Source organism: Pseudomonas sp. VD-NE ins (genome assembly GCF_031882575.1).
GTDB classification, from domain to species: Bacteria; Pseudomonadota; Gammaproteobacteria; order Pseudomonadales; family Pseudomonadaceae; genus Aquipseudomonas; species Aquipseudomonas fluorescens_BZ.
This window is the reverse complement of the sequence record NZ_CP134772.1, coordinates 3,464,830-3,489,308: the sequence shown is the minus strand read 5'-3', so window position 1 is coordinate 3,489,308 and position 24,479 is coordinate 3,464,830. Positions and strand designations below refer to the sequence as shown.

Genomic DNA, 24,479 nt, shown 5'->3' with positions numbered 1-24,479 from the left:
ACAGGACCTTGACGGAATAAACCCATATGGCAGCCCTGAAAGATGAGGTGAAGCGGTTCATTGTGCAGGCGTTGGCCTGCTTTGATACGCCGACTCAGGTAGTGCAGGCGGTCAAGGAAACATTCGGCGTCGAAGTGTCTCGCCAGCAGTGCGAACAGTACGACCCAACGAAGCATGCCGGCCGTGACCTTGGCGTGAAGTGGAAAGCGGTGTTTGAAGATACCCGCAAGCGCTTCCGCGAGGAGACCGCCGAAATCCCGATCGCGAACCGAGCGTTCCGGCTCCGCGCCATGAACCGGTTTGTCGAGCGGGCCGAGTCGCTGAAGAACATCGGCCTGGCGATGCAGATCCTCGAGCAAGCCGCGAAGGAAGTCGGCGACGTCTATGTCAATCGCCACCGGAAGGATGAGCCAGACGATGAGCCGGCAATCCCGACGCGCATCCAGGTCGACGTAGTGGATGCGAGGAAGCCGAATGCCGAGCCTTAACGTTCCGCAGTCGCAGTTCCTCCTTTTGCCCCACAAGTTTCGCGCCTTCGTTGCTGGATTCGGCTCCGGGAAGACCTGGGTCGGATGCTCAGCACTGAGCAAGCATTTCATGGAGTGGCCCGGCGTCAACGCTGGTTACTTCGCACCGACATACCCGCAGATCCGCGACATCTTCTATCCAACAATGGAGGAGGTAGCCTACGACTGGGGGCTGAAGACCAAGATCAACCAGGCGAACCATGAGGTTCACATTTACAGCGGCCGGCAGTATCGCGGCACTGTGATTTGCCGGTCGATGGAGAAGCCGCAGACCATCGTCGGCTTCAAGATCGGTCACGCTCTAGTGGATGAGTTGGACGTGTTGACGTCGATCAAGGCGCAGCAGGCCTGGCGCAAGATCATTGCCCGGATGCGTTATAACCTGCCCGGGTTGAAAAACGGCGTAGATGTGACAACGACGCCTGAAGGCTTCAAGTTCGTCTTCCTCCAGTTCGTAAAGCAGCTACGCGACAAGCCGGCGCTAAAGGAAATGTATGGCCTGATCCAGGCCAGCACCTTCGACAACGAGCTGAACCTGCCTGACGACTACATCGCATCGCTGATGGAGTCGTACCCCGAGCAGCTGATCCGCGCGTACCTGAACGGACAGTTCGTCAACCTGACGTCCGGATCGATCTACCACGCTTACGACCGCAAGCTGAACCAGTGCTTCGACACTGTGCAGGCTGGCGAGCCGCTGTTCATCGGCATGGACTTCAACGTCGGCAAAATGGCCGCGATCACCCACGTCAAACGTGACCAAGGCCTACCGCGAGCCGTGGACGAGTTGATGGATGGCTACGACACGCCGGACATGATTCGTCGCATCAAAGAGCGGTACTGGGAGCACACCGGCAACGACTACAAGAAGACCTGCGAGATCCGGATCTACCCGGACGCCTCTGGCGACTCGCGCAAGTCAGTCAATGCCAGCCTCACCGATATCGCCATGCTCAAGCAGGCGGGCTTCACGGTCATCGCGCCGGCGGCCAACCCGCCGGTGAAGGATCGGATCAACGCCATGAACGCCATGTTCTGCAACGCGCAGGGCGAGCGGCGTTACCTGGTGAACCCGTTCACATGCCCGACCTACGCCGATGGCCTGGAACAGCAGATCTGGGCGCCCAATGGCGAGCCAGACAAGAGCCAAGGCAACGACCACGCCAACGACGGCGGCGGTTACTTCATTCACCGCGAGTACCCGATTATCAAACCGGTCACCGCTATCAAAATGGGATACGCCCGATGAGCAACGACGTTTCCTTCAAGCGGGCGGACTACATCGAAGTACTGGATCGCTGGTCGACCGTGCGCGATGTCTGCGCTGGCCAGCACCGGGTTGTCGACCGACTGCCTTACATCAATGCTCACGATAAGTCGCCGGAGAACGTTGATCGCAACAAGGCCTATCGAGAACGGGCGGTGTTCAAGAACGCCACTGGTCATACGCGAAACGGTTTGCTTGGTTTGGCGTTTCACAAAGACCCGACGTTGGTCGTTGCGAAGAAGATGGAGTACCTGCAAGACAATGCCAATGGGTCAGGCGTGAGCATTTACCAGCACTCGCAAGGTACGCTGGAAAAGGTGCTTGAGGCTGGTCGCCACGGTTTGTATGTCGACTATCACCAAGACGCCGGCACCGGTGGCCACTCCGTCATCCTGTCGTACTGCGCCGAAGACATCATCAACTGGCGCACGGGCATGGTGAACGGTCACAGCGTGCTGACCCTGGTGGTGTTGCGCGAGTCGCCGGAGATCGAAGATGGATTTGGTTTCAAGGTGGTCGAGCAATACCGAGAGCTTGCGCTTGAGGATGATGGTTTTGTTTGTCGTGTGTGGCGTCGGTCCGGGCCTAAAGGTGGCGGGCCATTGGCCGTTGTTCAGGACTTCAAGCCCAACGGCGCCGCCGGCCGCCTGAAGGAGATCCCGTTCACCTTCGTCGGCGCGCAGAACAACGATCCGAGCATAGATGAGTCGCCGCTGTACGACATCGCCATGATCAACTTGGGCCATTACCGGAACAGCGCCGACTACGAGGACAGCGTCTTCTGGTGTGGCCAGGCACAGCCATGGATTTCCGGTCTGGACGAACAGTGGCGCGACTGGATGGAGAAGAACGGCGTCTACGTTGGTTCCCGCGCCCCGATGATGTTGCCTGCCGGCGGACAGTTCGGCTATGCCCAGCCATTGCCGAACACGCTGGTGAAGGAGGCGATGGCCGACAAGAATCAGATGATGATTGAGCTTGGCGCCCGGATGGTCGTGGCCTCTCTATCTTCCAAGACGGCGACCGAAGCACGTGGTGATCAATCTGCATCGACGTCGGTGCTCGCCGGCTGCGTGGCCAACGTCAGCGAGGCTTACACCCGGGCGATCATGTGGTGCTGCACGTACATGGGCGTCAACGACGCGAAGGTCGCCTACCAGATCAATCAGGAGTTCGTGGAGCTGACGGCTGATCCACAAATGATCACCGCCTTGGTCGGCCTCTGGCAGAACGGTGGATTCGCCAAAGCGGATCTTCGGGCGTACCTGCGCAAATTGGGCCTGATCGCGCCTGAGCGCACAGACCAGCATATCGATGGCGAGCTGGCAGAGCAGGGCGACGGCTTGGGCCTGGACGATGAGGACAAAGTAGATGGCGGCAGACCAAGCAATCCTTGACGCTACGATTCGGCACGCTGTCTTCCTCGAAAAGCTTAAGGCTGGGGAGGTCGGCAAGTTTGCCCCCTTCTTGAAGGAGATCGACCGCTCGATCCGCGACCGGCTCACCCAGTCGGATCTGACCGAGTACAACGTGAAGCGGCTGGAGGCGCTGCTGAAAGAGGTCGACAGTCTGCTGCTGGGCATCTTCGACCGCTACAGCGCGCAATTGAACCTCGACCTGATCGACATCGCCAACTACGAGGCTGAGTTCGAGGCTACGAGCCTGGCCCGGTCAGCGCCGGTTGGAGTCTCGCTGGATGTAGTCGCGCCGACGGCAGCGGCTATCCGTACAGCTGTACTGACAAACCCACTCAGCGTTCGCGGCACCGGGGGCGGTAAATTGCTGAAGTCGTTCATCAAGGGTTGGACCAGTGCAGAGCGCGAGCGCGTCACCGGCACGATCCGGCAGGGCTTCTTCGAGGGGCAGACGAACTTCCAGATCATTCGCAACATCCGCGGCACGAAGTCGGCTGGCTACAAGGACGGCATTCTCGCTACCACCAACCGCAATGCCAGCACCGTCGTGCACACCGCGATACAGCATGTGTCGTCTCAGGCGCGCATGGAGGTGGCCAAGGCCAACACGGACATCGTGTCTGAAGTCGAGATGGTCGCCACGCTGGACAGCAAGACCAGCCAGCAGTGTCGGTCGATGGATAAGCGACGGTTTCCGGTCGATTCTGGGCCGCGGCCGCCGTTTCACCCGAACTGTCGCACCACATTCACTCTGCTGACAAAGCTCAGCGAGATGTTCGCGAAGGGCGCAACACGCGCCTCGGTGGGTGCTGATGGCGGACAGCAGGTCAGTGCTGACCTCGATTACTACCACTGGCTTCAGCAGCAGCCCGCATCGTTCCAGGACGTGGCAATCGGTCCCGTGCGGGCCAAGTTGTTCCGTGAGGGCGGGTTGACGGTGGAGCGCTTCGCCGAACTGCAGCTTGATCGCAACTTCGCCCCGTTGACTCTGGTGCAGATGCGCGCTCTAGAACCGTTATCATTTGAAAGGGCTGGTCTGCTAATCTGATTGTTTTAGCGCTATATCAAGGAAGGTGTCGGATGCTGGGTAAACTCCAAGGACAAGAGCAAGAAGACCTTTTCAATGATTTTGTGCGAGCTTTTGGGTTAGCAGGATTTCATAGTTTTGTTGATCGGCTGTGGAATCAACGCAATGCTATTTTCTGCATTAAAGTGTTTGCCCATTCCCACCAGTATAAGGATGATATTTTGCTGGTGCTGGCAAGTATTCGGAATAATAGATGGTTAAGATTGCACGTACGCGAACAAGCCCACACTTTTATTTCAGCCGTCTCTGGTAGCAAAGAGGAAGTTGAGGCGCGACGCAGCTTAATTGCGATCACAGACCTTATATGCGAGTTCGCTCAAGATGATGAAACACTTGAGACATTAGAGATGTATTTAGAATAAACGATTATGAATATAACCCGCTTCGGCGGGTTTTTTTATGCCTGCAAAACGGGCGAAACATACCCAAGGGGTGCATCAACGTGGCAGAAGAAAACGAAATCGACCTAGAAAACCCGGCAATCAAGGCCGCTATCGCGACTGCCGTTGAAGCCTCTGTTACCGGGCTGAAAACCAAGAATACAGAGCTGCTGGGAAAGCTGAAGGACACCTCCACCAAGCTAACCCAGTTCGAAACCCAGTTTGAAGGCATCGACATCGACGCCGTCAAAGGCTTGCTCAGTCGTGCCGGCCAGGACGAAGAAACCAAGCTGCTGACCGAGGGCAAGGTGGACGAGGTCTTTAACCGCCGCACCGAGCGCCTGCGCGGTGACTACGACAAGCAGTTGAAGACCGTCACAGCGCGGGCCGAGAAGGCCGAGGCATTCGCCGCCAAGTTCCAGGGCAAAGTCCTGGGCGATTCGGTGCGCGGTGCAGCGCTCAAAGCCGGCGCACTGCCGGAAGCAACCGACGACATCATCCTGCGCGCCAAAGGCGTGTTCTCGCTGAACGAAGAGGGTGAAGCGGTCGCCGTTGATGAATCCGGCCAGGTCATCCTCGGCAAAGACGGCAAGACCCCTCTGACCCCGCTCGAATGGGCGGAATCTCTGCGCGAAAGCGCACCTCATCTGTGGCCAAGGGCCTCAGGGACACAAGCCCCGGGCGGGGGTGGCGGCCAGGCTGCATTCAAGCGCTCCGAAATGACTGCTGAGCAAAAGCGCGACTACCAGCGTAAGCACGGCCAAACCGCATATCTGCAATTGCCCAAGTAAGGGGATCCACCCATGGCAACGACTGTGAACAGCGACCTGATCATCTACAACGATGAGGCGCAAACTGCATACCTGGAGCGTGTCCAGGACAACCTCGATGTGTTCAACGCATCGTCCAATGGTGCGATCGTGCTCGACAACGAGCTGATCGAAGGCGACTTCCGCAAGCGCTCGTTCTACAAGATCGGCGGTTCGCTGGAGCACCGCGACGTTAACTCCACCGGCAAGGTGACCGCGAAGAAGATCGGCGCTGGCGAAGCCGTTGGCGTCAAAGCACCGTGGAAGTACGGCCCGTACCAGACCACCGAAGAAGCGTTCAAACGCCGCGGCCGACCGGTCGACGAGTTCTCGCAGATCATCGGCGCCGACGTTGCCGACGCCACTCTGGAAGGTTTCATCCAGTACGCCACTGCTGCACTGCGTGCCTCGATCAGCTCCAACGCTGACATGGTGGTTTCGGCCAACATTGAAACCGACGGCAAAAAGACCCTGACCCGCGGCATGCGCAAGTTCGGTGACAAGTTCGGCCGCATTGCTCTGTGGGTCATGCACTCCAGCGCTTACTTCGACATCGTCGATGAAGCGATCGCGAACAAGGTTTACGAAGAGGCCGGCGTTGTCATCTACGGCGGATTGCCAGGCACACTCGGCAAGCCAGTGCTGGTGACCGACACTGCGCCCGCAGATGTGATCTTCGGCCTGCTGCCAAACGCTGTGCTGATCACCGAGTCTCAGGCGCCGGGCTTCCGTTCGTATGCGGTGAACGATGAGGAGAACCTGGGTATCGGTTACCGCGCTGAAGGCGCCGTCAACATCGACGTTCTCGGCTACAGCTGGAAGGAAGCTGCTGGTGGTGCGAACCCAACGCTTGCCGCCGTGGGTTCGGCTGCGAACTGGGTCAAGCATTCCAACAGCAACAAGGTGACTGCTGGTGTGCTGATCAACCTGACTACTACGCCACCAGCCGGCGGCTGATACCGGCCCAGACAGCGGCCAGCGATGGCCGCTACGGAGATATTTATGGAACTGGTTTATTCCACTCAGAATTCGGACTTCGATCCGGAGAAGCGGTACCGCAATCCCGCGCACTTTGATCAGCCTGAGGCGGGTGTAACTCATGCAGTTGTGATTGGTGACTGGCCGAAGGTGGTCGACGCTTATGAGGCGCAAGGCGTCGACGTCTCGGTGTTGAAGCCTTTGATCAGCCCGCCGGTTGATTCGGGTGATGCCGACGCTATTGTCGGCCTGGAACAGGACAACGCCACGCTGCGCGCCGAGCGTGACGGCATTCTGCGACTGATCGACGCCGCCGAGGGGCAATCGGATCTGGAACACCCGGGCGCCGGCGAACTGCCAATCCGCTTGTTCGGTGCGCTGAAAGCCATTCATGAAGGTTTCGAAACACTCACGGGTGAACGTGACAACCTGGCGGGCGAGGTTGAATCGCTCCGCGCTGAAGTCGTGCGTCTCAAGGCAGCAGCTGAGCCGGTCGACAATGCCGAGAAGATCGCAAGCCTCAAGGCGCAACTCGACGCCGCTAATGTGCCGTATCGAGCGAACGCTTCGGTAGAGTCGCTGGAAAAGGCAGTTGCTGACCTACAGCAGGCGTAACAATCCGGGTGCCCGGTAACGTGGCATCCGATCCAGAACACCACAGCGAGCTGATTCATGACTCTCATCATTGAGGACGGTACCGGCAAGCCTGACGCCGAAAGCTACGCATCCGCCGAAGACCTGGCCATTTACGCCGTGAAGTTTGGCGTGACCATCCCGGCAGATGTGCCAGTACAGGAAGCGCTGCTGCGCCGGTCCGCGCTGGCAATGGATGGCATGACGTGGAAAGGGCGAAAGTCTAACAGCGAACAGGCCCTGTCCTGGCCACGCCGCGGCGTCGAGCTGGATTACGAGCTCAAGCCCGACAACTACCTGCCGGCGCGGATCCAGTACGGACAGATGGCGCTGGCTGCCGAGATCCACACTGACGACGTCGACCCGATCGAGAAGCGCAAAGGCGCGGTAACGCTTGAGCGTGTCGAGGGCGCGGTAACCCGCGAATACGCGACGATCCCGAACACCAGCGGCCGACTATTGCCGGCGGCGCCGGATCGGCCGAGCGCCACGCAATTTGCAGATTACCTACAGAAGCGCGGTCTGTTCGCAGTGCGCGCATAGCTGAAACGGAGCCACCATGGCCTTCTACGACGAAATGGCCGTGATGGCTCTGGAGATGATCACAGAGTTCGGCCAGTCGGTGACTATCAGCAAGACTCAGCCGGGCGAGTACGACCCGGATCTCGGCGGCGAAGCGCCAGGCGTGCCCGTCGAGCAAATCGCCCAAGGCATCCTGCTCGACTTCACCGGCCAAGAATTCCAAAACAACAGCCTTATCAAGCAGGGCGACAAGAAGCTCAAGATTGCCGCGCAGGGCCTGTCCTGGGTACCGGGCTTGCTCGACAAGGTTGTCACTCAGGACCGTACTTGGGCCATCGTCCCGCCGCTGAAAGAGGTCAACCCTGCCGGTACGCCCATCTTGTATGAGCTGCAGGTGCGGTCGTGAGCCGGGCAGGTGCCGGCCAGTCCGGTAGCTTCGCTATGAGCCTGGCCGAGTTTGCCGCCCAGACCAGCGAAGCCATCGACGCGAGTGTGCGCGAGATCATCATCGAGGTCGGCAGCAGCCTGATCCGCATGTCTCCTGTCGGTAACCCGGAGATCTGGGCGCAGAACGCGATTGCGACCGAATACAACAAGGCCGTCGACGACCACAGCAGCGCTTTGCGCAGTGACCCAGCCAACCCCACGAAGGGCGGCAGACTGAAGAAGGGCCGCAAGCTCAACGACGGCATGGACATCAAGGCGCCTGAAGGCTACGTCGGCGGCCGGTTCCGCGCGAACTGGCACATATCTCTCGGCGTGGTCGAGAGCGTCACCTTCGACGAGGTTGACCCGAGCGGCGCGGAGACTACCGCGGCGCTGGTAGCAGCAATGAGCGACTTCACCGCCGGCCAGATGGCCTACATCATCAACAACTTGCCCTACGCGATTCCGCTGGAGTTCGGTCATTCGACCCAAGCTCCTGGCGGCATGGTCCGGGTAACCGTGGCTCGCTTTCAGCAGATCGTGCAGGAGGCCATCAGGAACAATCAGGTATGAGTCACGCACGCGCCCGTCAGTCCATCGAAACGAAGCTGGCCGCATGGTCGGCTGCGCGTCCAATACGAGTGGCCTATTCGAATCAGCCATTCACGCCAAATCCATCTGAAACCTATCTCCGGGCCTTCCAGCTACCAGCCAGCACCACTTGCCGTTATCTCGGCGGGGACGCCTACGAATACGCCGGTGTTTATCAGATCAGCATCGTTTGTCCATCTGCCCAGGCCATGGCCACCGCAGAGACGCTTGTTGAAGAGCTGACCCAACTCTTTCGCGTAGACACGCCACTGGCCCGCAACGGGTTCGATGGCCTCATCACGGAACCAGTAGATCAAGGGCCAACAATCACAGAGTCGGCGACCTACACGGTCCCGGCCAGCTTCACCTACGCAGGTGTCGCAGACCTACCGCCCGCTGGGGCATAACCTACCGCCGTCAGGCGGGCACTCAAGAGGAAACACACCATGGCCGCACGCTTCCCGCTGCCGAACGGCGCTGTGCTGGAGATTGCCAGCATTATGGGATCCGCCGTCGCTTTCACTGCCTTGACCAATGCGAAACCGCCGGTCGCTGCTTCTGTGGGGCACAGCATCGAAAATGGCGACGTTTTGCTGATCAACTCCGGTTGGGCGCTGATCAATGACCGCGCAGTAAAGGCGTCCGGCGTCACTGCCGATGCTTTTGCCTTGGCTGGTCTCAATACCATCAACACTGACAAATTCACTGTTGGCGCAGGTTCTGGCTCAGTGATTCCTGTGTCCGGATGGACGCAAATCTCGAAAGTTACGTCCTTCACATCCTCCGGCGGTGAGCAGCAATACCAAACTGTTGGCTACCTGGAAGATGACGACGACAAGCAATTTCCAACCAACCGCAACCCGACCACGATCACCATCGTGGTGGAGGATCAGCCGACCGCTCAATACGTCGAGACTGTCGAAGGCTTCGACGACACCAAAGAGCTGGCCGTTGTACGCATGAAGTTGCGTAACGGCGATCAGATCCTCTACCCGGGTTATGTGAGCATCACTCCTGATCCAACGATGGAGCGTAACAACGTGATGACGCGAACTATCAGCATCGGGCTTTCGGCTCGTTCGCTTCGTTACTTGGCCGGCGCATAAGGACTCCCCATGGCAAAGATCAGGATCGCCCAGAACCCTACGTTCAGGGCACTTGTGCACATCCCTGTCGTTGGGTGTGAGCCCGAGGCAATCGAGTTCACCTTCAAGTATCGCGATCGCCCGGCACTCGCCGCGCTGTTCGACGAATGGAACCTGAAGGCGAAGGAAATGCGCGAGGGGTTCGGGGAAGGCACCACATTGTCAGATGTCGTTGCTGCCGAAACCGAATATCAGGTGCAGCAGATCAAGGACCTGGTCGCGGGCTGGGGCTTCGATGACAAGTTCGACGACAAGAGCATCCTTGCCCTTGTGAAGTCATGCCAAGGTACTGCCGAAGCGGTAGTGAATGCCTACCAGAGCGCATTCAATCAGGCCCGGCTGGGAAACTGAGGGCAGCAGCCGCAGCGTTGTACGAAAGCGGGCCATCTGCTGAGCAGTTGGCAATCCTCGGGCTGACGGCTGCCGATTTGTCGGGTGACGATGTAGAGGTCTGGCCATGCAACTGGCCGGCCTTTCTCCTGTTCAATCGAATGTCCACGCAGTGGCGGGTCGGCACCGGTGGCCCGATCGGTCTCGATTACAACTGCATTCGCGACGTCGCCGAATTCCTCGGCATCAAGAAAAAGAAACTCGCTGAAATCTTTCCTGACCTGCAGGTGCTGGAAGGCGAAGCCCTGCGCGTGATGGCGGAGGAAAGGGAAAACAGCCCGTAACCACGGGCACTTATTCAAGGTGAGTCGATGAACATTGCAGAACTCGGCGTCAAGATCGACTCGGCCGATGCGATCGAGGCCAAAACGAGCCTAGATGAAATGGCGAAAGCTGGCGGTCGGGCCGAGCAGTCCGCCGTTTCGCTGATGAACGAAATGCAGGCGCTGGAGAAATCGCTTTCTACCAACGCCAAGACCACACAGGACCTTGCCAAACAGCGCGATGCATTGGCGAAGCTGACCAAGACCGGCGCCTATGGCGAGGCTGAGGCAGCGAAGATCTCTGCGCAGCTCGACAAGCAACAGGTAGCGCTGGCCAAGTCGACCATGGATGAGCAGAAGGCGCTGAATAGCCTGCTGGGCGCCATCGATCCCGCCCGCTCCGCGCTGGCGAAGCTGGATACGCAGGTCGAGCAATTGGGCAAGCATCTGGACGCCGGCCGAATTAGTCAGGACGAGTACAACACCGCCCTGAGCAAGATCGATAAGGACTACGACAAACTCAACAGAACCACCACCGGCTTCGACAAGCTGCGACTCGGCACGCGCCAGGCACAGGAAAACGTCGTGCAACTGGGGAATGCGCTGTCTTCGGGAGACTGGGGTAGCGGTGTTCGCGCAGTTGCGCAATTGGGTGCCGGTGCGGGCGAGGGTGCGGCGGGGCTGCTCGCAATTCTTGGTCCGCTTGCGCTCGCCGCCGCTGCGGTGGGTGGGCTAGCATACGCCTTCTACAAGGGCAGCGAAGAGCAGGACAGCTACAACAAATCGTTAATCCTCACCGGCAATTATGCCGGTGTGAGCGCCGGGCAATTGGGCGACATGGCCCGTCAGGTCAGCGCAACCGTTGGTACCACTGGCCAAGCCGCAGCCGTGCTGGCTCTGCTTGCCGACAATGGCAAGATCGCCGGCGAGAGCTTTACGGGCATCACTCAAGCCGCGGTGTCGATGCAGGAAGCGACCGGCAAGGCAGTGAGCGAGACGGTAGCGGAGTTCGCCAAGCTCGCCGACGATCCGGTCAAAGCCTCTGCCGCACTGAACGAGCAATACCACTACCTGACCGCGTCGGTTTATTCGCAAATCACCGCGCTGGAGAAGCAGGGCGATCATGCCGGCGCCGTGAAGCTGGCCACCGAGTCGTTCGCTGATGCAATCAACGAGCGCACACCTCGAATCCTCGAGAATCTGAGTTTCTGGGAGAAGGGCTACAACGCCGTTGCTCGGGCTGCTGATGGATTGAAGAATATCGGGCGCAGCGATATCGGCGCCGATATCGAGCAAGCCCAGCGCGACTTGGCGAGCGCTCAGGCAGGCAATGTCGGCCTGTTCCAGAATAAACAGGAGATGATTGATCTCTACCAGAATCGTCTCAACATGCTGGAGGATCAGAAGGCTGCCGAAGCCGATATCGCCAAATGGCAAGGAGAGCACGCGAAAGCTCAGGGCGATGCCGTCTCCTCAATGGCGAAGGTAGACGCACTCACCAAGTCAGCGTGGACGAATGAGCAGAAACGTACCGACGCGATCAAGGAGTACAAGCGGCAGCTCGAAGACATCCGCAAGGTAGCCCCCAATGACCCGCGCCTGAATCAGGCCGCGATCGATAAGAACCTGGCGAACATCAACGACCAGTTCAAGGATTCGAAAGCGGCCGGGTCGCAGGTTGATCTGACCAGTTTCAACAACGCCAAGAACAACCTCGCAGCCATCAGCGAAGAGTACAAAAACGCCCAGAAGGAACTGGACGCCGCGCAGAAGGCCGGACTCGTTTCTCAAGTTGACTACGCCTTGAAACGCGAAGCACTGATCGGCAACGAGCGCGACGAGGTAACCGCAGCCTACGAGGCAGAGATTGCCGCACTGGAAGCCGCGAAGGCGAAAAAGACCACCTCTGCCGCCCAAAGCATCCAGCTTGACCAGAAGATCGCCGATGCGCGCGCCGGCATGGTCAAAGCGCAGAAAGATGCGGACAGCCAGCTCGAGGTTTTGGCCACAAACGAGACCGGCCGCCTCGCCCGACAAGAGCGTGCGATAGCGACCTACGTTCAGGCCTTGGCTCAGCAGCAGCGAGCGTTGGAACTGGCGGGGCAGCGCGCCGTGCTTGGCGTCGGACAAGGCGATCGCCAGAACGCGCTCAACAATGAGCTGAATAGCCAGCAGGATCGGTTCGCTCAGCAATCACTGGAACTGGCAAACCAGAAGTCCGATCCGTCGCGGAACATGTCGGAGGAGGAGTTCGCTCGGAAGTCGCAGGCCCTCGCCGATGCGAACAAAGCTGGCACCGACCAAATCCGCCAGAACTACGCGGACGTGGAGGCGGCGCAGGGTGACTGGACCAAAGGCGCAACGTCGGCCTGGGCCAACTACCTGGATTCGGCGAGCAATATTGCTGGCCAGACGAAGACCCTGTTCGGCAACGCCTTCAGTTCGATGGAAGACGCGGTCGTCAACTTTGCCATGACCGGGAAGCTGTCGTTTGCTGACTTCACCAAGTCGATTCTGGCGGATATGGCGCGGATCGCGACCCGTCAGGCCAGTTCGGCGTTGCTGAGCAGTCTGGTTGGTGCGGCCACCAGTTACTTCACTGGCGGAGGTGGCGGGAATGGGCTGGCGGCTGGATCAGCAGGTGCGACATCGTCGAATCTCGGGGCGTCCTCGGCGGGTTACTCCAGCAACTACTTCCCGCAAGCGCTCGGCGGCGCCTGGTCGTCCGGCGTGCAAATGTTCGCCAATGGCGGCGCCTTCACCAACAACATCGTCAGTTCGCCAACCGCTTTCGGGATGGCTGGAGGCCGGGCGGGCGTCATGGGTGAGGCGGGGCCGGAGGCGATCATGCCACTGACCCGGACTTCCAGCGGCAAGCTGGGTGTCCTCGCGGCCGGCGGTGGCTCCGGGACTGCGATCAGCATCAGCGCGCCGGTCACGGTGGTGACGCAGGATCGAGGCTCCGAAGGCATGCAGATTGACCAGCAGGCCCTGTCGAGAAACCTGCAATCGCAAATGCAGGCCGTGGCCGAGAAAGCCGTCGCTGACTCTTGGCGCGCGGGCGGTACCAGCTTCCGAAACGCAAATGGGAGGGCCTGATGGCCATCGAGAAATTCACCTGGCCGACCGAGCGGGGGGAAACGCCCGATATCAATTATCGGGTGCGTACCTCGAAATTCGGAAACGGCTACGCGCAGAACGTCGGTGACGGGCCGAATAACAAAGAGGACTCGTATCCGGTCACCTGCGTAGGCCAGGAGGCCGTGGTGGTGAAGATCATGGAGTTCCTCGACCGGCACGCTGGGGCAAAGGCATTTCTCTGGACAACGCCGCTCGGCGAACTCGGACTGTTCACCTGCAAAAATCCCGCTCCCACAGCAATGGGTGGCAGGGTCTTTAAACTCACCGCCACTTTCGAGCGGGCATTCCAACCATAAGGGGCAATCATGCCGCTGATCAGTGATATCCAAGTGCTCGAGCCTGGCAGCGAAGTGCTGCTCTTTGAATTGGACGGCACGGACTACGGCGCGGACGTTCTGCGCTTCCACGGGCACGCGATCCCGCACACGGCGGCCGAGCTGATTGCCGCCGGCGACAATGCAGACCAACTCCCGGCGAAGGCGATCTACTGGCAGGGCGATGAATACAGCGCCTGGCCGATGCAGATCGAAGGCATTGAGGCGAACGGGGATGGTACGGCGGTTCGGCCCACGCTTTCGGTCGGCAACGTAAACGGGCGCATCACGGCGCTTTGCTTAGCGTTCCAAGACTTGGCCGATTTCAAACTGACGATGCGCCACACGCTCGGCACATACCTTGATGCAGCGAACTTTCCGGGGGGCAATCCTACGGCGGATCCGACTCAAGAGACGATTGAGGTTTGGTATGTCGACCAGAAGATGAACGAGGACGGGGAGACCGTCAGTTGGGAGTTGGCCAGCCCGGGCGACGTTGGCAATGAATCAATCGGGCGGCAGGCCACAACCCTTTGCCACTGGTGTCTCACCGGCGGCTATCGCGGGCCGAACTGCGGGTACACCGGGCCATACGTCACGAAAGATGGCGTCATCACCGACAACCCGGAATTAGACGAGTGCGACGCCACACTAGGAAAGGGCTGCATCCCGCGCTTCGGCGAGGGTAATCCGTTGCCGTTCGGTGGCTTCCCGGCTGTATCCCTGATCGCAAGGAGCTGACATGCGAAAGCACATCTTGAATGCGATCCAGGCGCACGCGGCAGCCGAGTACCCGAAAGAGTGCTGCGGGTTGCTGCTGGCGGTGGGTCGAAAGCAGCAGTACTACCCGTGCCGCAACGTCTCTACTGAGCCGAACGAAGAGTTTCGAATCGACCCGGAGGAGTACGCAGCGGCCGAGGACGTCGGGGAGGTGATTGGTGTAGTTCATTCGCATCCGGACGCCACCAGCAGGCCGTCACCGCGCGACCTGGCCATGTGCGAGGCGACTGCGTTGCCTTGGCACATCCTGAGCTGGCCCGAAGGCGATCTTCGAACGGTCATACCGTCCGGCGAGGTGCCGCTACTGAAGCGGCCTTTCGTGCACGGCGCGTGGGACTGTTGGCAGGTCTGCGCGGATTGGTACAAGCGCGAGTGGGGGCTGGAGTTCGAAGCCTTCAAACGCGCCGATGGCTGGTGGGAGAGCAAGGACAACACCAGTCTGTACGAGGCGAACTACGAGGCCGCCGGCTTCTACCGCGTCGACCAGCCGCAGCGCGGCGACATGATCGTGATGGAAGTGGGGCGCACGGTTTACCCAAACCACGCCGGGATTTTCCTAGGCGCTGATCCGGCTTTGCCCGGTGAGGGCGCAGCAACGTTCGGCCCCGGTCCGTTCCTGCTTCACCACCTGTATGGCAGGCCGTCCGAAGTCATCGTGTTCGGCGGTCCGTGGCATGAGAGAACACGCCTGATACTCCGGCATAAAGATGCACAACCAACCACCTGATGCGGCACGGCCGCGGGAGCAGGAAATGGAAGTCACTCAGAACTACGTATTGAATATTCGAGATTTATTTACTGCGTCCTGCGGGGCGCTGCGGGGTGCAGAAGTTGTGATCTCTGTCCTCGACGACAATATTGAAATCGACCGTTTGAACTTCAAGGGCAAAGTCGGCCCCGGCGGTGATGGCCATAGTCGCGGCTACATTGGAAAGCCTGGGCTAAGAGCCGAAATCACCTTCGGCCCCGGGACCGTTACGCTCACGAATCTGGCTTAGGAAGTCCAGACGAAATCATCTGTTCCTGGCTTGTGCGATCCGTGATGTACCAAGTAGCCCTCTCCAGCATTATTCGCTGCGGATCTTGCCTCGTCTTCGCTTTGATAAATGCCAATAAAGCTCCAAGGCGCATTGCGGACAACACCCCAGCCGAGTACCCAGCCTTCATTTTCTGGATCTTTTGGCAGCTCTTTGCTCATTTCACTTTCCTTGCGTTATCCGCGCCGAAATTGGCGCAATCCCAGTCCTTGGGCTTGCAGGCAAAGGACTGGGTATTTAAAAGCAATCAGCACTGTTTGATTTGCCTCCAAGTGGTCTTCGTTTTCTTCACGATCCTGATTTGTTCTTGTCGAACTTCACGATCTTTTGCTCGCCTAGGCGAGCGATATCTGGAGGGGATGGTTCTTGTGAATCCATGTCCAAGGCGACTGGCTTCTTGAAGGAGCGTCTCAACAAACGTTTTCTGGGATAACCACCACACTTCTAGCGCGAGCGGCGGAGCCATGTAAACGAGTTGGTAAAAGACTCGACTTGTTGAAGAAGTCGTTTGAAGCGCTATTAACATGACTCCCATCGATACGATTGCTGACAACATGAACGCTCCGAAAAGCGCGCCTTCTTTCTGAAGCTGTCGCTGTACAGCGAAGGCATCGACACGAATCGCTTTCGCCTTTTTCAGCTCTTTGCTGCGAGACTTTCGAAGGGCTTTCCCTACAAAGCGCTGTGCGGGAACGAAAGCTTTTTTGAAGCCCCAAAAAGCCAAAGCGACAAGAACAGGGAGATACAGATCTTTGTAGCTAGGTAAATCAGTAGCGAGATCCATACCGGATCCTTCAAAAGAAATAAGGCATAACGCTACTACTTATGGATCCAATTTTGCCACTGGCATTCCATCCACGCTGGATGCCCGGACAGTGCCGCGCTACAGTACTCTCCTTTCCCACAGGAGTGACCTGGATGAAATTGATCGTAGGAGCGTTGGCGGTAGCGCTGTTGGCTGGTTGTGCCTCAATGAGCGAGCGTCGTGCTGACGGGCCATGGAAAACATTTAACAGTAAAAAAGATGCTAATACTGTGGCCGAATGTGTTCTCTATGGCTGGCAGAATCAGTCCATAGCTGGGGCGCATTACGACGTCTTTGTACAGCCGCTACCTGATAGTGGTAAGACAGTCGTAAGCGCAGGCCAGATTGAGTTTGCGGATTTTAAGAACTCTTCAAATGGAAGCCGCGTTGAATTGTATTTCACGTCTGGACTGATGGATTGGCGTAAAAACCGACGAGCCGAAGTTGTGAATAAATGTCTTTGACAGGGCTGCCTTCAGGCGGCTTTTTTTGTTTGGAGCATGCCGCAGCGTTCGGTTTTTCCCCGCTCTTTACACCATATGTATGGACTAGCACCTGATGTCATAGTCTTCGGCGGGCCGTGGCTCGACAGAACACGGTTGGTGCTGCGCCACAAGGACGCGCAGTGATATCGTGGGCCATTTTCCACAGGAGTGACCTGCATGAAATTTATCGTAGTGGCGTTGGGGGCAATGCTGTTGGCGGGTTGTTCAACCCCGAGTGATTTGAAAAAGAATCCTCCGTCCATTAGCGCAAGCTCGAAGAAGTCGCCTAAACAATACGCTTTGTGTGTACTGCCTAAATGGCAGGAGTCCCGCTCAGCATCGACTATGTCTGAAACTGAGAACGGCTATCGCTTAATCGTGGCAACAGATATCTCGGCTGATGAAGTGCTTGAAGTAACCAGCGTCGGCTCGGGAAGCAAGGTGTCCCTCTATCAGAGAATGCCGTGGGCAAAAATGGTGGGACGCGGAGCGATTGAGGACGCAGTCCGAGACTGTCTGTGACCCGACTAGATCAACAAACCGCCAAATGGCGGTTTTTTTTCGTCAGGAGTAAATATGTTATGTCGGCGACAGCTTCCAATCCATTGATGACAACCATCCTACTATCGGGGCCGCTGGCAAAACTGTTCGGGCGAACTCATTATCGAGAACTCGGAACAAAGTCAGTTGGTGAGGCCTTCAAGGCTTTGAAATGCACGCTAGATGGTTTTGATAAGGCGATCAAAGACCTAGATCTACGCGGCATGCGTTTCGCGATTTTCCGTAATAAAAAGAACGTCGGCGAGAAAGATTTCTCATTGGGAGGTACTCACGAAATTCGTATCGTCCCAGTAATTACGGGAAGCAAACGCGCAGGGGTATTCCAAACGATTATCGGGGTGGTGCTGATCGCGGCTTCTTTTTTTGCTGGCGGGGCTGGGCCGAGTCTCTTTTCAGCCGGTGTTGGTCTGACAATCGGTGGCGTCGTGCAGCTCCTGAGTCCGCAAGCGACGGGCCTGAAGCAAAGCGCATCCCCCGAAAACTCCCCGTCCTACGCCTTCGGCAGCGCCAAGAACACCACGGCCAGCGGCAACCCGGCACCGATCTGCATCGGCGAACGCCGGTGGGGCGGGATGATCATCTCTGCTTCGATCCTGGCTGAAGACAAAGTGTAAGCAGGTCAGCAACACATCAACCGCCCATGAGGCGGTTTTTTTATGCCTGGAGGAAAGCATGGGCGCAGCAGCACAGATCGACATCAGCGGCGAGAAGGGCGGCAGCAGCAAGCCGAAGTCGCCAACCGAAGCCTCCGACAGCCTGCGCTCGACCAACTTGGCCAAGCTGTTGATCGCCGTGGGCGAGGGTGAATTCGACGGCGTCCCGACCGATTACGACATCTATCTGGACAACACGCCAATCCGCGATTCCAGCGGCAACTACAACTTCCCGAACGTGAAGTGGGATTGGCGCCCGGGCTCCGTGGATCAGACCTACATCCCCGGCATTCCGGCCGTGGAGAATGAGACATCGCTGAACATCGAACTGCGCAGCGATACCGCGTGGGTGCGGTCGATTACTAACACTCAGCTTTCTGCGGTGCGCATGCGACTGGCCTGGCCGGCACTGCAACGGTCCGACGACGAAGGCAACGTTGGCGGGTACCGCATGGAGTACGCCATTGATGTGGCCACCGACGGCGGCGCCTATCAGCAGGTGCTGGTGGATGCTGTCGACGGCAAGACCACCACGCGCTACGAGCGCTCGCGCCGCATTGACCTGCCGGACGCCACTACCGGCTGGCAGATCCGCGTGCGCCGCCTGACTCCGAATCAGAACACCAACAAGATCGCCGACACCATGCTGGTGGCCGGCTACACCGAGGTGATCGACGCGAAGCTTCGCTACCCGAATACCGCGCTTCTCTACATCGAGTTCGACGCTGAGCAGTTCACCAACATCCCGGCCGTCACCGTCAAGTGCAAGGCTCGCCGCTGGATGGTGCCGAGCAACTATGACCCGATTCAGCGCACCTATACGGGGACGTGGGACGGCTCGATGAAATCGGCCTGGACTAATAACCCGGCGTGGATCACCTACGGCATTTGCACTGAAGAGCGCTTCGGCTTGGGCAAGCGCATCAAGCCGTTCATGGTCGACAAGTGGGAGCTGTATCGCATCGCCCAATACTGCGACCAGCTGGTGCCGAACGGATTAAGCGGGCAGGAACCACGCTTCCTCTGTGACATGAACCTGCAGGGGAAGGCCGATGCCTGGTCGCTGCTGCGCGATATCTCGGCGATTTACCGAGGCATGACGTACTGGGCGCAGGGACAGTTGGTGATGCAGGCAGACATGCCGCGAGCGCAGGACTTCGACTACGTCTTCACCCGGTCCAACGTTATCGACGGAAAGTTCTCCTATGGCAGCGCTTCGGCGAAGACCCGTTACACCCGGGCGCTGGTCAGCTATGACAACCCGGCGAACAACTACGACACAGACGTCATCCCGTTTTCTGACCTCGATCTGCAGCGCCGGTATGGTGATCGGCCGACCGAGCTGAGCGCCATTGGCTGCACACGCGCATCTGAGGCCCAGCGCCGTGGCAAGTGGGCGATCTTGAGCAACAACCAAGACCGCACCGTGTCGTTTAAGACCGGTATGGAAGGTGTGATTCCGCTGCCTGGCCATGTCATCCCGGTTGCCGATTCGCTGCTCGCTGGTCGTGAAGTCGGCGGCCGGATCTCGGCAGTGGCGGGGCGGGTGATCACACTTGATCGCGATACCCAGGCCAAGGCCGGCGACCGGCTGATCATCAACCTGCCGGGTGGCCGCGCCGAAGGTCGGACAGTGCAGAGCGTCAACGGCCGCGCCGTGACCGTCACAGTTGCCTACAGCGAACCACCGGTTGCGCAACTGCAATGGGCGCTCGACGCCGATGATTTGGCAATCCCGCTGTACCGCGTGCTGCGCACCAAACGCACGATTGAAGGCGACTACGAAATCAGTGCGTTGCAATTTGAACCGAGCAAGTTCGCCTATATCGATACCGGCGCCCGCTTGGAAGAGCGGCCGATCAGCGTCATCCCGATCACCGTTGTTCCAGCGCCGGCGAGCGTGACACTGTCGTCGACGTCGTCGATCGTGCAGGGTCTGGCCGTGGCCACCATGACCATAAGCTGGCCCGCCGTGGACGGCGCGGTTGGCTATGACGTGGAATGGCGCAAAGACAGCGGTAACTGGATCAAACTACAGCGCACAGGTATGACCAACGCAGACGTGGTCGGTATCTATGCCGGTGCCTACGTGGCGCGGGTGCGTGCGGTGAGCGCGTTCGACATCACTTCGCCATGGCGCAACTCGATCCTGACGAACCTCAGCGGGAAGCAGGGGCTGCCGCCCGCACTGGCGTATCTGAAAACGATCAGCAAGGTTTACGGCATTGGTCTGGAATGGGGGTTTCCACCTGGTGCGGAAGACACCCAGCGCACGGAGATCTGGAACAACAAGATCAACGATCTGGCTACTGCTGTGAAGTTGGCGGATTTCGCCTATCCCCAATCGAACCACGAAATGCAGAACGTTGTGCCGGGCACCACTCTGTTTTTCTGGGGGAGGCTGGTCGATCGCATTGGCAACGTAGGGCCATGGTACCCAGCAGTAAATGGTGTCAACGGGCAGGTGAGCATCGACCAGTCTGAGTACGAGCAGTATTTCCTCGGGAAAATCCAAGAGTCAGCCTTGGGAGAGCAGCTTTTCAAAGAGATTGGGAAAATCTCTGGCGATGGCGAAGGTTCGGTCAATGAGCGGCTTGAGCAAGCCAAGCAAGAGCTTGAAAACCTGATCGGCGAAATCACCGATGCCATGGTCTATGACCCGGCGAAGCCATACGGAAAAGGCGAAATAGTGCGGTTGGATGGCCGGCTATTTTCAGCCATCAAGGCTGTGCCGGCCGGCACAACGCCGCCGAATGCTGAGTTCTGGTACGACATGGGCACCATTGCCGAAACCACCAATGCGATGGCCTTACAGATCCAGCAGCACACGACGCTGATTCAAACCATCGATGGCAAGGTTTCCGCGCAGGCGTCAACGATGCAGGCCCTGCAAGCGGTGTGGCGAGAGGATGACGGCACTGGCGCAATGAGCGAGGCGCTGAAGGCATATCACAACACGGCCAGCATCGTGACAAATGAGAAGGTAATAGCGGAGGAGAAGCTTGCGTCAGCAACGCGCTTCACGTCCATTGATGCTGCGGTAGGGAAAAATGCCGCGAATCTCTCAACACTGGAATCTGCGGTTGCAACAGATAAAGAAGCCACGGCGCAGCGCATCGAGACCATCTCGGCTACCGCCAACAACGCCACCGCAAAAGCAGAAACCGCGAGCACCGCCGTTTCTGGTTTGAACGGCAAAGTGTCTGCGCTGACCACCATCAAAACGTCCACCACTGTGGGAAACAGAACAGTGATGGCTGGCCTCGCCATCGGCGTGGAGGGTGAACAGCAAGAGTCGCAGATCCTTGCGTTCGCTCAACGTTTCGCGATCCTTGATGAAGTGAGCGGCCAAATGATTGCGCCATTTGTTGTACAGAGTGGCCAGGTGTTCATGAACACCGCAATTATCAGCCAAGCCTTCATCAAGGATCTGGTCCTAGGCATGACGCTGCGTTCGGCAACATTAAACGCTCAAGGCCAGCCGCTGTTGGAAATCAACATTCCAGCCGGGACATTGACACTGCGAAGCGCTGGCTCTGGAGGTTCGTCTCTTCTCAATAATGATGGACTTGCGGCATTCGATGCAGCTGGAACACTGCGAGCCAAATTCGGGAGACTTTCATAATGGAATATGGATTGGGCACGTGGAGCGCACAAGGACTTCCGGAGATTGACGAGAACTCATTCACTGTCAGGTTGGTATTGTCAGTGGTGGTGACCTTTCCTAACGCAAAAGGAACACAGGACTTTGCTGTTCCCGGCTGTAATCCAAATAATGCAATCGCGTTTATCCTGCCAATAACAACACCTACGTCAAATGATAGACAGTTTGAGACTGAAATGCTGAATGGTGTCGCGCGCGTGTATAACTATACGCGCATGTTCGACGCCAGTAATACATCAGCAGGTTCTATGCGGTTGTTTGTTGTGAGGTTTCGTTAATGACCTATGGTCTGAGTTTTGTCAATAAAGACAATGAAGTTGTCCTGGATTCGGAATATGCAAGGCTGTGTGTGATTTTCACAGGGCGATATTCGCCGAACTACGGCCCCGGTAATTATGGATCCGTGGTCACCTTCCCAACCCCTATAACCACCATCGAACAGCCCTTTATTTTCATCAGACCGGATACTGTTGACGGGATGGCACAGTTGGGCGGCGCCGCTGGCTTGATAGGTAGCCCCGGTAACTGGACAGGTTTTTTGACGGGGATGTACAACCAGATCGGGTTTTATCCAAACGGCAGGTATATCGTCGCTTCGTTTGGTGCTCAGTCGATTGCAGAATACGGCGTCAGACTTTTTTCTGAAACTGCCAAGCCTATTTTCGATACCGGTACGCCGAGCGTATTGTTTACTCGCGCGTTCCAAAACTGGACTTACGTGATGACCGGTCGAGGGGCGCAGGGCGAATATATTAACTACTATACTGTGCCGTTCGATTTTCCTGAAAATGAATATTTGCTGGCTAACTCCTTTTCAACTCGGATGTATAACAGCGATAACGTTGGTAGAGCTCTTTATTCGTGGTGGGATTTCAAAAATAAGGCGCTATATGCGGTAACTGTCGCATTCTCAAACCCGTATGCATTCTGGTTGCCGGCGATGTTTGCAAAGCTCGGCTGATACAGCTGTATTAATTTAAATTGCATGTTTGGTACTTTGCCAAAGAGGGGTAGCTATGCCTTGGCTTAGAGGCGGGACAGTTAATGTTGCGAACGGATCGACGACGGTTATTGGTGTGAATGCAGACTTTGCCGCAAACGCAAAGATAGGTGACGCCTTCGTTGGGCCGGATGGTTTGAATTACGAAGTAGGAAATGTTGCTAGCGCGACAGTTATTTCAATTATACCGGCTTACAAAGGCGCAACTGAGAGCGGGGCAACATACGCAATTATGCCGGTTCAGGGTTATCCGAAAGCGTTGGCCGATGCGTTTAATAACATCAACCTGCAGTGGGGAGGGAAACTCGCGGCCCTCGGCACCACGGGTAACTACGAAATCCTGCCATTGACCAAGGGCGGTGTCGGGGTCGCGACGAACAACAACTCTGAATTGCTTGCTGCTATTGGTGCTATGCCTGTGGTGGGTGGCGCCTATACGCCCATTTTCAATTCGCTTCGTGTGGTGACCGGGGCAGTACCCTCGGGCGGTGGTGGTTTCCTAGGCTGGAACGAAACCGGTAATGGCAGCGGTATGTCTGGCGCAGTGTCTTTCACCTGCAACCAAGGTGGCGGCAGCGGCGGTTTCAGTTGGCGAACCGTCAACCAGGCCAATACCGCCGGCGGCCCTTTCATGACCTACTCGTATGCAGGCGTGCTGAACGTACCAGTGGGTCTTCAGCTTGCTGGGCGCAATGTCGTGGAGAGTGGGTCGAATGTCAACGGGACCTGGGTTCGTTTTGCTGACGGGACGCAGTTCTGCACGTGCACGACCGGTGCGACTACGGCGACTACAGCACAAGGGAATGGCTGGATGAGCCCCGGTACCGTCTGGACGTTTCCTGCCGCGTTCGTGGCTGGGTCAGAACCGGTATTCCTCGGGATGCCCAACACGGGTAACGGCGTCATGACCCAAAATGCACCGCCGACACCAACCAGCGTGAACTGGTCGCGCATGGCTTTCTACAACGATTCCACCGGTCGCGCTTCGCGTCTGTTCGCAACCGGCCGCTGGTTCTAAGGAGTACTTCATGATCATCAAGCTTTCCCCCATCCGCATGGACGGCGTCATGACGCTTTCCAAGTCTGGCGACGCGCTCACCATTGACGGTGAGACCTTCGACTTCACTGCATTGCCGGACGGCGCGACATTGCCGGCCGAAGCCGTAGGATGCCGGCGGGTCGAACTCCCGGTTGAGCGGGTAAACGGCCAGCTGGTTATCACTTTGTCACTTCCAATTGCCGTGGACGCCGGTGAGGCTGCGTGCTTTCCGGTCGATATCGTCAACCCGCCAGACGGCGAAGTGAGGCTGCCGGAATGAACATCGACTTCAGCAAAGTGATCACCGCCGAGCAGCGGAAGTCTGAGCAGTTTCAGGCCGATTTCGAAACAGCCCGTGCGCAGCGCCGTGCGGCCTATCAGGCGGAGTCGGATCCGCTGCGTTTGGAAATCGCCTATGACGCACTCAGTCAGGGACTGGAGCCGGACTATTTGCCGTGGGTCGCCTCAGTAGCGGCGATTAAAGCGCGGTACCCACTGCCGCAAGCCAATCCGGCGTGATCGAATCAAGAATACCCGGCCGCCCATGAGGCGGTTTTTTTGTGCTTG

At 57.9% G+C, this 24,479-nt stretch carries 31 protein-coding genes and 1 pseudogene; 30 read left to right on the top strand and 2 right to left on the bottom strand.

Annotation, left to right across the window (positions count from 1 at the left end; all coding sequences use genetic code 11):
• The first annotated feature begins 26 nt into the window (after window positions 1-26).
• The 20 genes from RMV17_RS15460 (at window position 27) to RMV17_RS15365 (ending at window position 15,666) form a co-directional block, all read left to right on the top strand.
• Window positions 27-488 (top strand): DUF2280 domain-containing protein, encoded by a 462-nt coding sequence (locus tag RMV17_RS15460; RefSeq protein ID WP_273915414.1) that lies wholly within the window; start codon window positions 27-29, stop codon window positions 486-488.
• Window positions 475-1,776, top strand: coding sequence for a terminase large subunit domain-containing protein (locus RMV17_RS15455; RefSeq protein ID WP_034152698.1), 1,302 nt, complete (start codon window positions 475-477; stop codon window positions 1,774-1,776). The genes RMV17_RS15460 and RMV17_RS15455 overlap by 14 nt, the downstream gene beginning before the upstream one ends.
• Window positions 1,773-3,191, top strand: a complete 1,419-nt coding sequence (locus RMV17_RS15450; protein ID WP_311880939.1) for a DUF4055 domain-containing protein — start codon at window positions 1,773-1,775, stop codon at window positions 3,189-3,191. The genes RMV17_RS15455 and RMV17_RS15450 overlap by 4 nt, the downstream gene beginning before the upstream one ends.
• The gene (locus tag RMV17_RS15445; protein WP_311880937.1) at window positions 3,166-4,257 is read left to right on the top strand and encodes a minor capsid protein; all 1,092 of its coding nucleotides are present in this window, start codon (window positions 3,166-3,168) and stop codon (window positions 4,255-4,257) included. The genes RMV17_RS15450 and RMV17_RS15445 overlap by 26 nt, the downstream gene beginning before the upstream one ends.
• 32 nt (window positions 4,258-4,289) lie before the next feature.
• Window positions 4,290-4,658 (top strand): hypothetical protein, encoded by a 369-nt coding sequence (locus RMV17_RS15440; RefSeq protein ID WP_273915418.1) that lies wholly within the window; start codon window positions 4,290-4,292, stop codon window positions 4,656-4,658.
• Window positions 4,659-4,738: 80 nt separating this feature from the next.
• Window positions 4,739-5,467 (top strand): hypothetical protein, encoded by a 729-nt coding sequence (locus RMV17_RS15435; protein WP_311880933.1) that lies wholly within the window; start codon window positions 4,739-4,741, stop codon window positions 5,465-5,467.
• Window positions 5,468-5,479: 12 nt separating this feature from the next.
• A complete protein-coding gene (locus tag RMV17_RS15430; protein WP_311880931.1) occupies window positions 5,480-6,442 on the top strand; it encodes a major capsid protein in 963 nt (320 codons plus the stop codon).
• Window positions 6,443-6,487: 45 nt separating this feature from the next.
• Window positions 6,488-7,078: a hypothetical protein gene (locus RMV17_RS15425; protein ID WP_311880929.1), complete on the top strand. Its 591-nt coding sequence runs from the start codon at window positions 6,488-6,490 to the stop codon at window positions 7,076-7,078.
• A 57-nt stretch (window positions 7,079-7,135) separates the two neighbouring features.
• Window positions 7,136-7,639 (top strand): DnaT-like ssDNA-binding protein, encoded by a 504-nt coding sequence (locus RMV17_RS15420; RefSeq protein WP_311880927.1) that lies wholly within the window; start codon window positions 7,136-7,138, stop codon window positions 7,637-7,639.
• Between the two features lie 16 nt (window positions 7,640-7,655).
• Window positions 7,656-8,024, top strand: coding sequence for a hypothetical protein (locus RMV17_RS15415; RefSeq protein WP_311880926.1), 369 nt, complete (start codon window positions 7,656-7,658; stop codon window positions 8,022-8,024).
• Window positions 8,021-8,617, top strand: a complete 597-nt coding sequence (locus RMV17_RS15410; protein ID WP_311880925.1) for a hypothetical protein — start codon at window positions 8,021-8,023, stop codon at window positions 8,615-8,617. Before RMV17_RS15415 ends, RMV17_RS15410 begins: the two co-directional genes overlap by 4 nt.
• Entirely contained in the window at window positions 8,614-9,042 is a 429-nt protein-coding gene (locus RMV17_RS15405; protein WP_311880924.1) for a phage tail terminator-like protein, read from the top strand. The genes RMV17_RS15410 and RMV17_RS15405 overlap by 4 nt, the downstream gene beginning before the upstream one ends.
• Before the next feature lie 39 nt (window positions 9,043-9,081).
• A complete protein-coding gene (locus RMV17_RS15400; RefSeq protein ID WP_311880923.1) occupies window positions 9,082-9,741 on the top strand; it encodes a phage tail protein in 660 nt (219 codons plus the stop codon).
• Window positions 9,742-9,750: 9 nt separating this feature from the next.
• A complete protein-coding gene (locus RMV17_RS15395; RefSeq protein WP_064116694.1) occupies window positions 9,751-10,131 on the top strand; it encodes a phage tail assembly chaperone in 381 nt (126 codons plus the stop codon).
• A 53-nt stretch (window positions 10,132-10,184) separates the two neighbouring features.
• A complete protein-coding gene (locus tag RMV17_RS15390; RefSeq protein WP_311887057.1) occupies window positions 10,185-10,454 on the top strand; it encodes a DUF1799 domain-containing protein in 270 nt (89 codons plus the stop codon).
• A gap of 27 nt (window positions 10,455-10,481) precedes the next feature.
• Complete coding sequence (locus RMV17_RS15385; protein ID WP_311880920.1) at window positions 10,482-13,532, top strand: phage tail tape measure protein; 3,051 nt, start codon at window positions 10,482-10,484, stop codon at window positions 13,530-13,532.
• Window positions 13,532-13,870, top strand: a complete 339-nt coding sequence (locus tag RMV17_RS15380; RefSeq protein ID WP_311880918.1) for a phage tail protein — start codon at window positions 13,532-13,534, stop codon at window positions 13,868-13,870. Before RMV17_RS15385 ends, RMV17_RS15380 begins: the two co-directional genes overlap by 1 nt.
• Window positions 13,871-13,879: 9 nt before the next feature.
• A complete protein-coding gene (locus tag RMV17_RS15375) occupies window positions 13,880-14,629 on the top strand; it encodes a phage minor tail protein L (protein ID WP_311880916.1) in 750 nt (249 codons plus the stop codon).
• Between the two features lies 1 nt (window position 14,630).
• The gene (locus tag RMV17_RS15370; RefSeq protein ID WP_311880915.1) at window positions 14,631-15,395 is read left to right on the top strand and encodes a C40 family peptidase; all 765 of its coding nucleotides are present in this window, start codon (window positions 14,631-14,633) and stop codon (window positions 15,393-15,395) included.
• A gap of 25 nt (window positions 15,396-15,420) precedes the next feature.
• Window positions 15,421-15,666, top strand: a complete 246-nt coding sequence (locus tag RMV17_RS15365; protein ID WP_311880913.1) for a hypothetical protein — start codon at window positions 15,421-15,423, stop codon at window positions 15,664-15,666.
• On the opposite strand, the gene RMV17_RS15360 is transcribed toward RMV17_RS15365, so the two are convergent.
• Both RMV17_RS15360 and RMV17_RS15355 read right to left on the bottom strand, forming a co-directional pair.
• A complete protein-coding gene (locus tag RMV17_RS15360; protein WP_311880911.1) occupies window positions 15,663-15,866 on the bottom strand; it encodes a hypothetical protein in 204 nt (67 codons plus the stop codon). The two genes, RMV17_RS15365 and RMV17_RS15360, sit on opposite strands and share 4 nt — an antisense overlap.
• 86 nt (window positions 15,867-15,952) lie before the next feature.
• The gene (locus RMV17_RS15355) at window positions 15,953-16,489 is read right to left on the bottom strand and encodes a hypothetical protein (protein WP_311880909.1); all 537 of its coding nucleotides are present in this window, start codon (window positions 16,487-16,489) and stop codon (window positions 15,953-15,955) included.
• Between the two features lie 134 nt (window positions 16,490-16,623).
• Here RMV17_RS15355 and RMV17_RS15350 point away from each other — a divergent pair, with 134 nt between their 5' ends.
• The 10 genes and pseudogenes from RMV17_RS15350 to RMV17_RS15305 all read left to right on the top strand — a co-directional run bounded on the left by RMV17_RS15350 (window position 16,624) and on the right by RMV17_RS15305 (window position 24,431).
• Entirely contained in the window at window positions 16,624-16,974 is a 351-nt protein-coding gene (locus RMV17_RS15350; protein WP_311880907.1) for a hypothetical protein, read from the top strand.
• A 57-nt stretch (window positions 16,975-17,031) separates the two neighbouring features.
• Window positions 17,032-17,139 (top strand): annotated as a pseudogene (locus tag RMV17_RS15345) (phage tail protein); the annotation flags it as partial.
• 33 nt (window positions 17,140-17,172) lie between these two features.
• Window positions 17,173-17,517 (top strand): hypothetical protein, encoded by a 345-nt coding sequence (locus tag RMV17_RS15340; RefSeq protein ID WP_311880905.1) that lies wholly within the window; start codon window positions 17,173-17,175, stop codon window positions 17,515-17,517.
• 59 nt (window positions 17,518-17,576) lie between these two features.
• Window positions 17,577-18,170, top strand: a complete 594-nt coding sequence (locus tag RMV17_RS15335; RefSeq protein WP_311880903.1) for a tail assembly protein — start codon at window positions 17,577-17,579, stop codon at window positions 18,168-18,170.
• A 58-nt stretch (window positions 18,171-18,228) separates the two neighbouring features.
• Window positions 18,229-21,834, top strand: coding sequence for a DUF1983 domain-containing protein (locus RMV17_RS15330; RefSeq protein ID WP_311880900.1), 3,606 nt, complete (start codon window positions 18,229-18,231; stop codon window positions 21,832-21,834).
• A complete protein-coding gene (locus tag RMV17_RS15325; RefSeq protein WP_311880899.1) occupies window positions 21,834-22,151 on the top strand; it encodes a hypothetical protein in 318 nt (105 codons plus the stop codon). Before RMV17_RS15330 ends, RMV17_RS15325 begins: the two co-directional genes overlap by 1 nt.
• Window positions 22,151-22,834 (top strand): hypothetical protein, encoded by a 684-nt coding sequence (locus RMV17_RS15320; protein WP_311880898.1) that lies wholly within the window; start codon window positions 22,151-22,153, stop codon window positions 22,832-22,834. Before RMV17_RS15325 ends, RMV17_RS15320 begins: the two co-directional genes overlap by 1 nt.
• Before the next feature lie 115 nt (window positions 22,835-22,949).
• Window positions 22,950-23,891, top strand: coding sequence for a phage tail protein (locus RMV17_RS15315; RefSeq protein WP_311880896.1), 942 nt, complete (start codon window positions 22,950-22,952; stop codon window positions 23,889-23,891).
• A 10-nt stretch (window positions 23,892-23,901) separates the two neighbouring features.
• Window positions 23,902-24,192, top strand: a complete 291-nt coding sequence (locus RMV17_RS15310; RefSeq protein WP_095111666.1) for a hypothetical protein — start codon at window positions 23,902-23,904, stop codon at window positions 24,190-24,192.
• Complete coding sequence (locus RMV17_RS15305; RefSeq protein WP_311880892.1) at window positions 24,189-24,431, top strand: hypothetical protein; 243 nt, start codon at window positions 24,189-24,191, stop codon at window positions 24,429-24,431. The genes RMV17_RS15310 and RMV17_RS15305 overlap by 4 nt, the downstream gene beginning before the upstream one ends.
• Window positions 24,432-24,479: the final 48 nt, after the last annotated feature.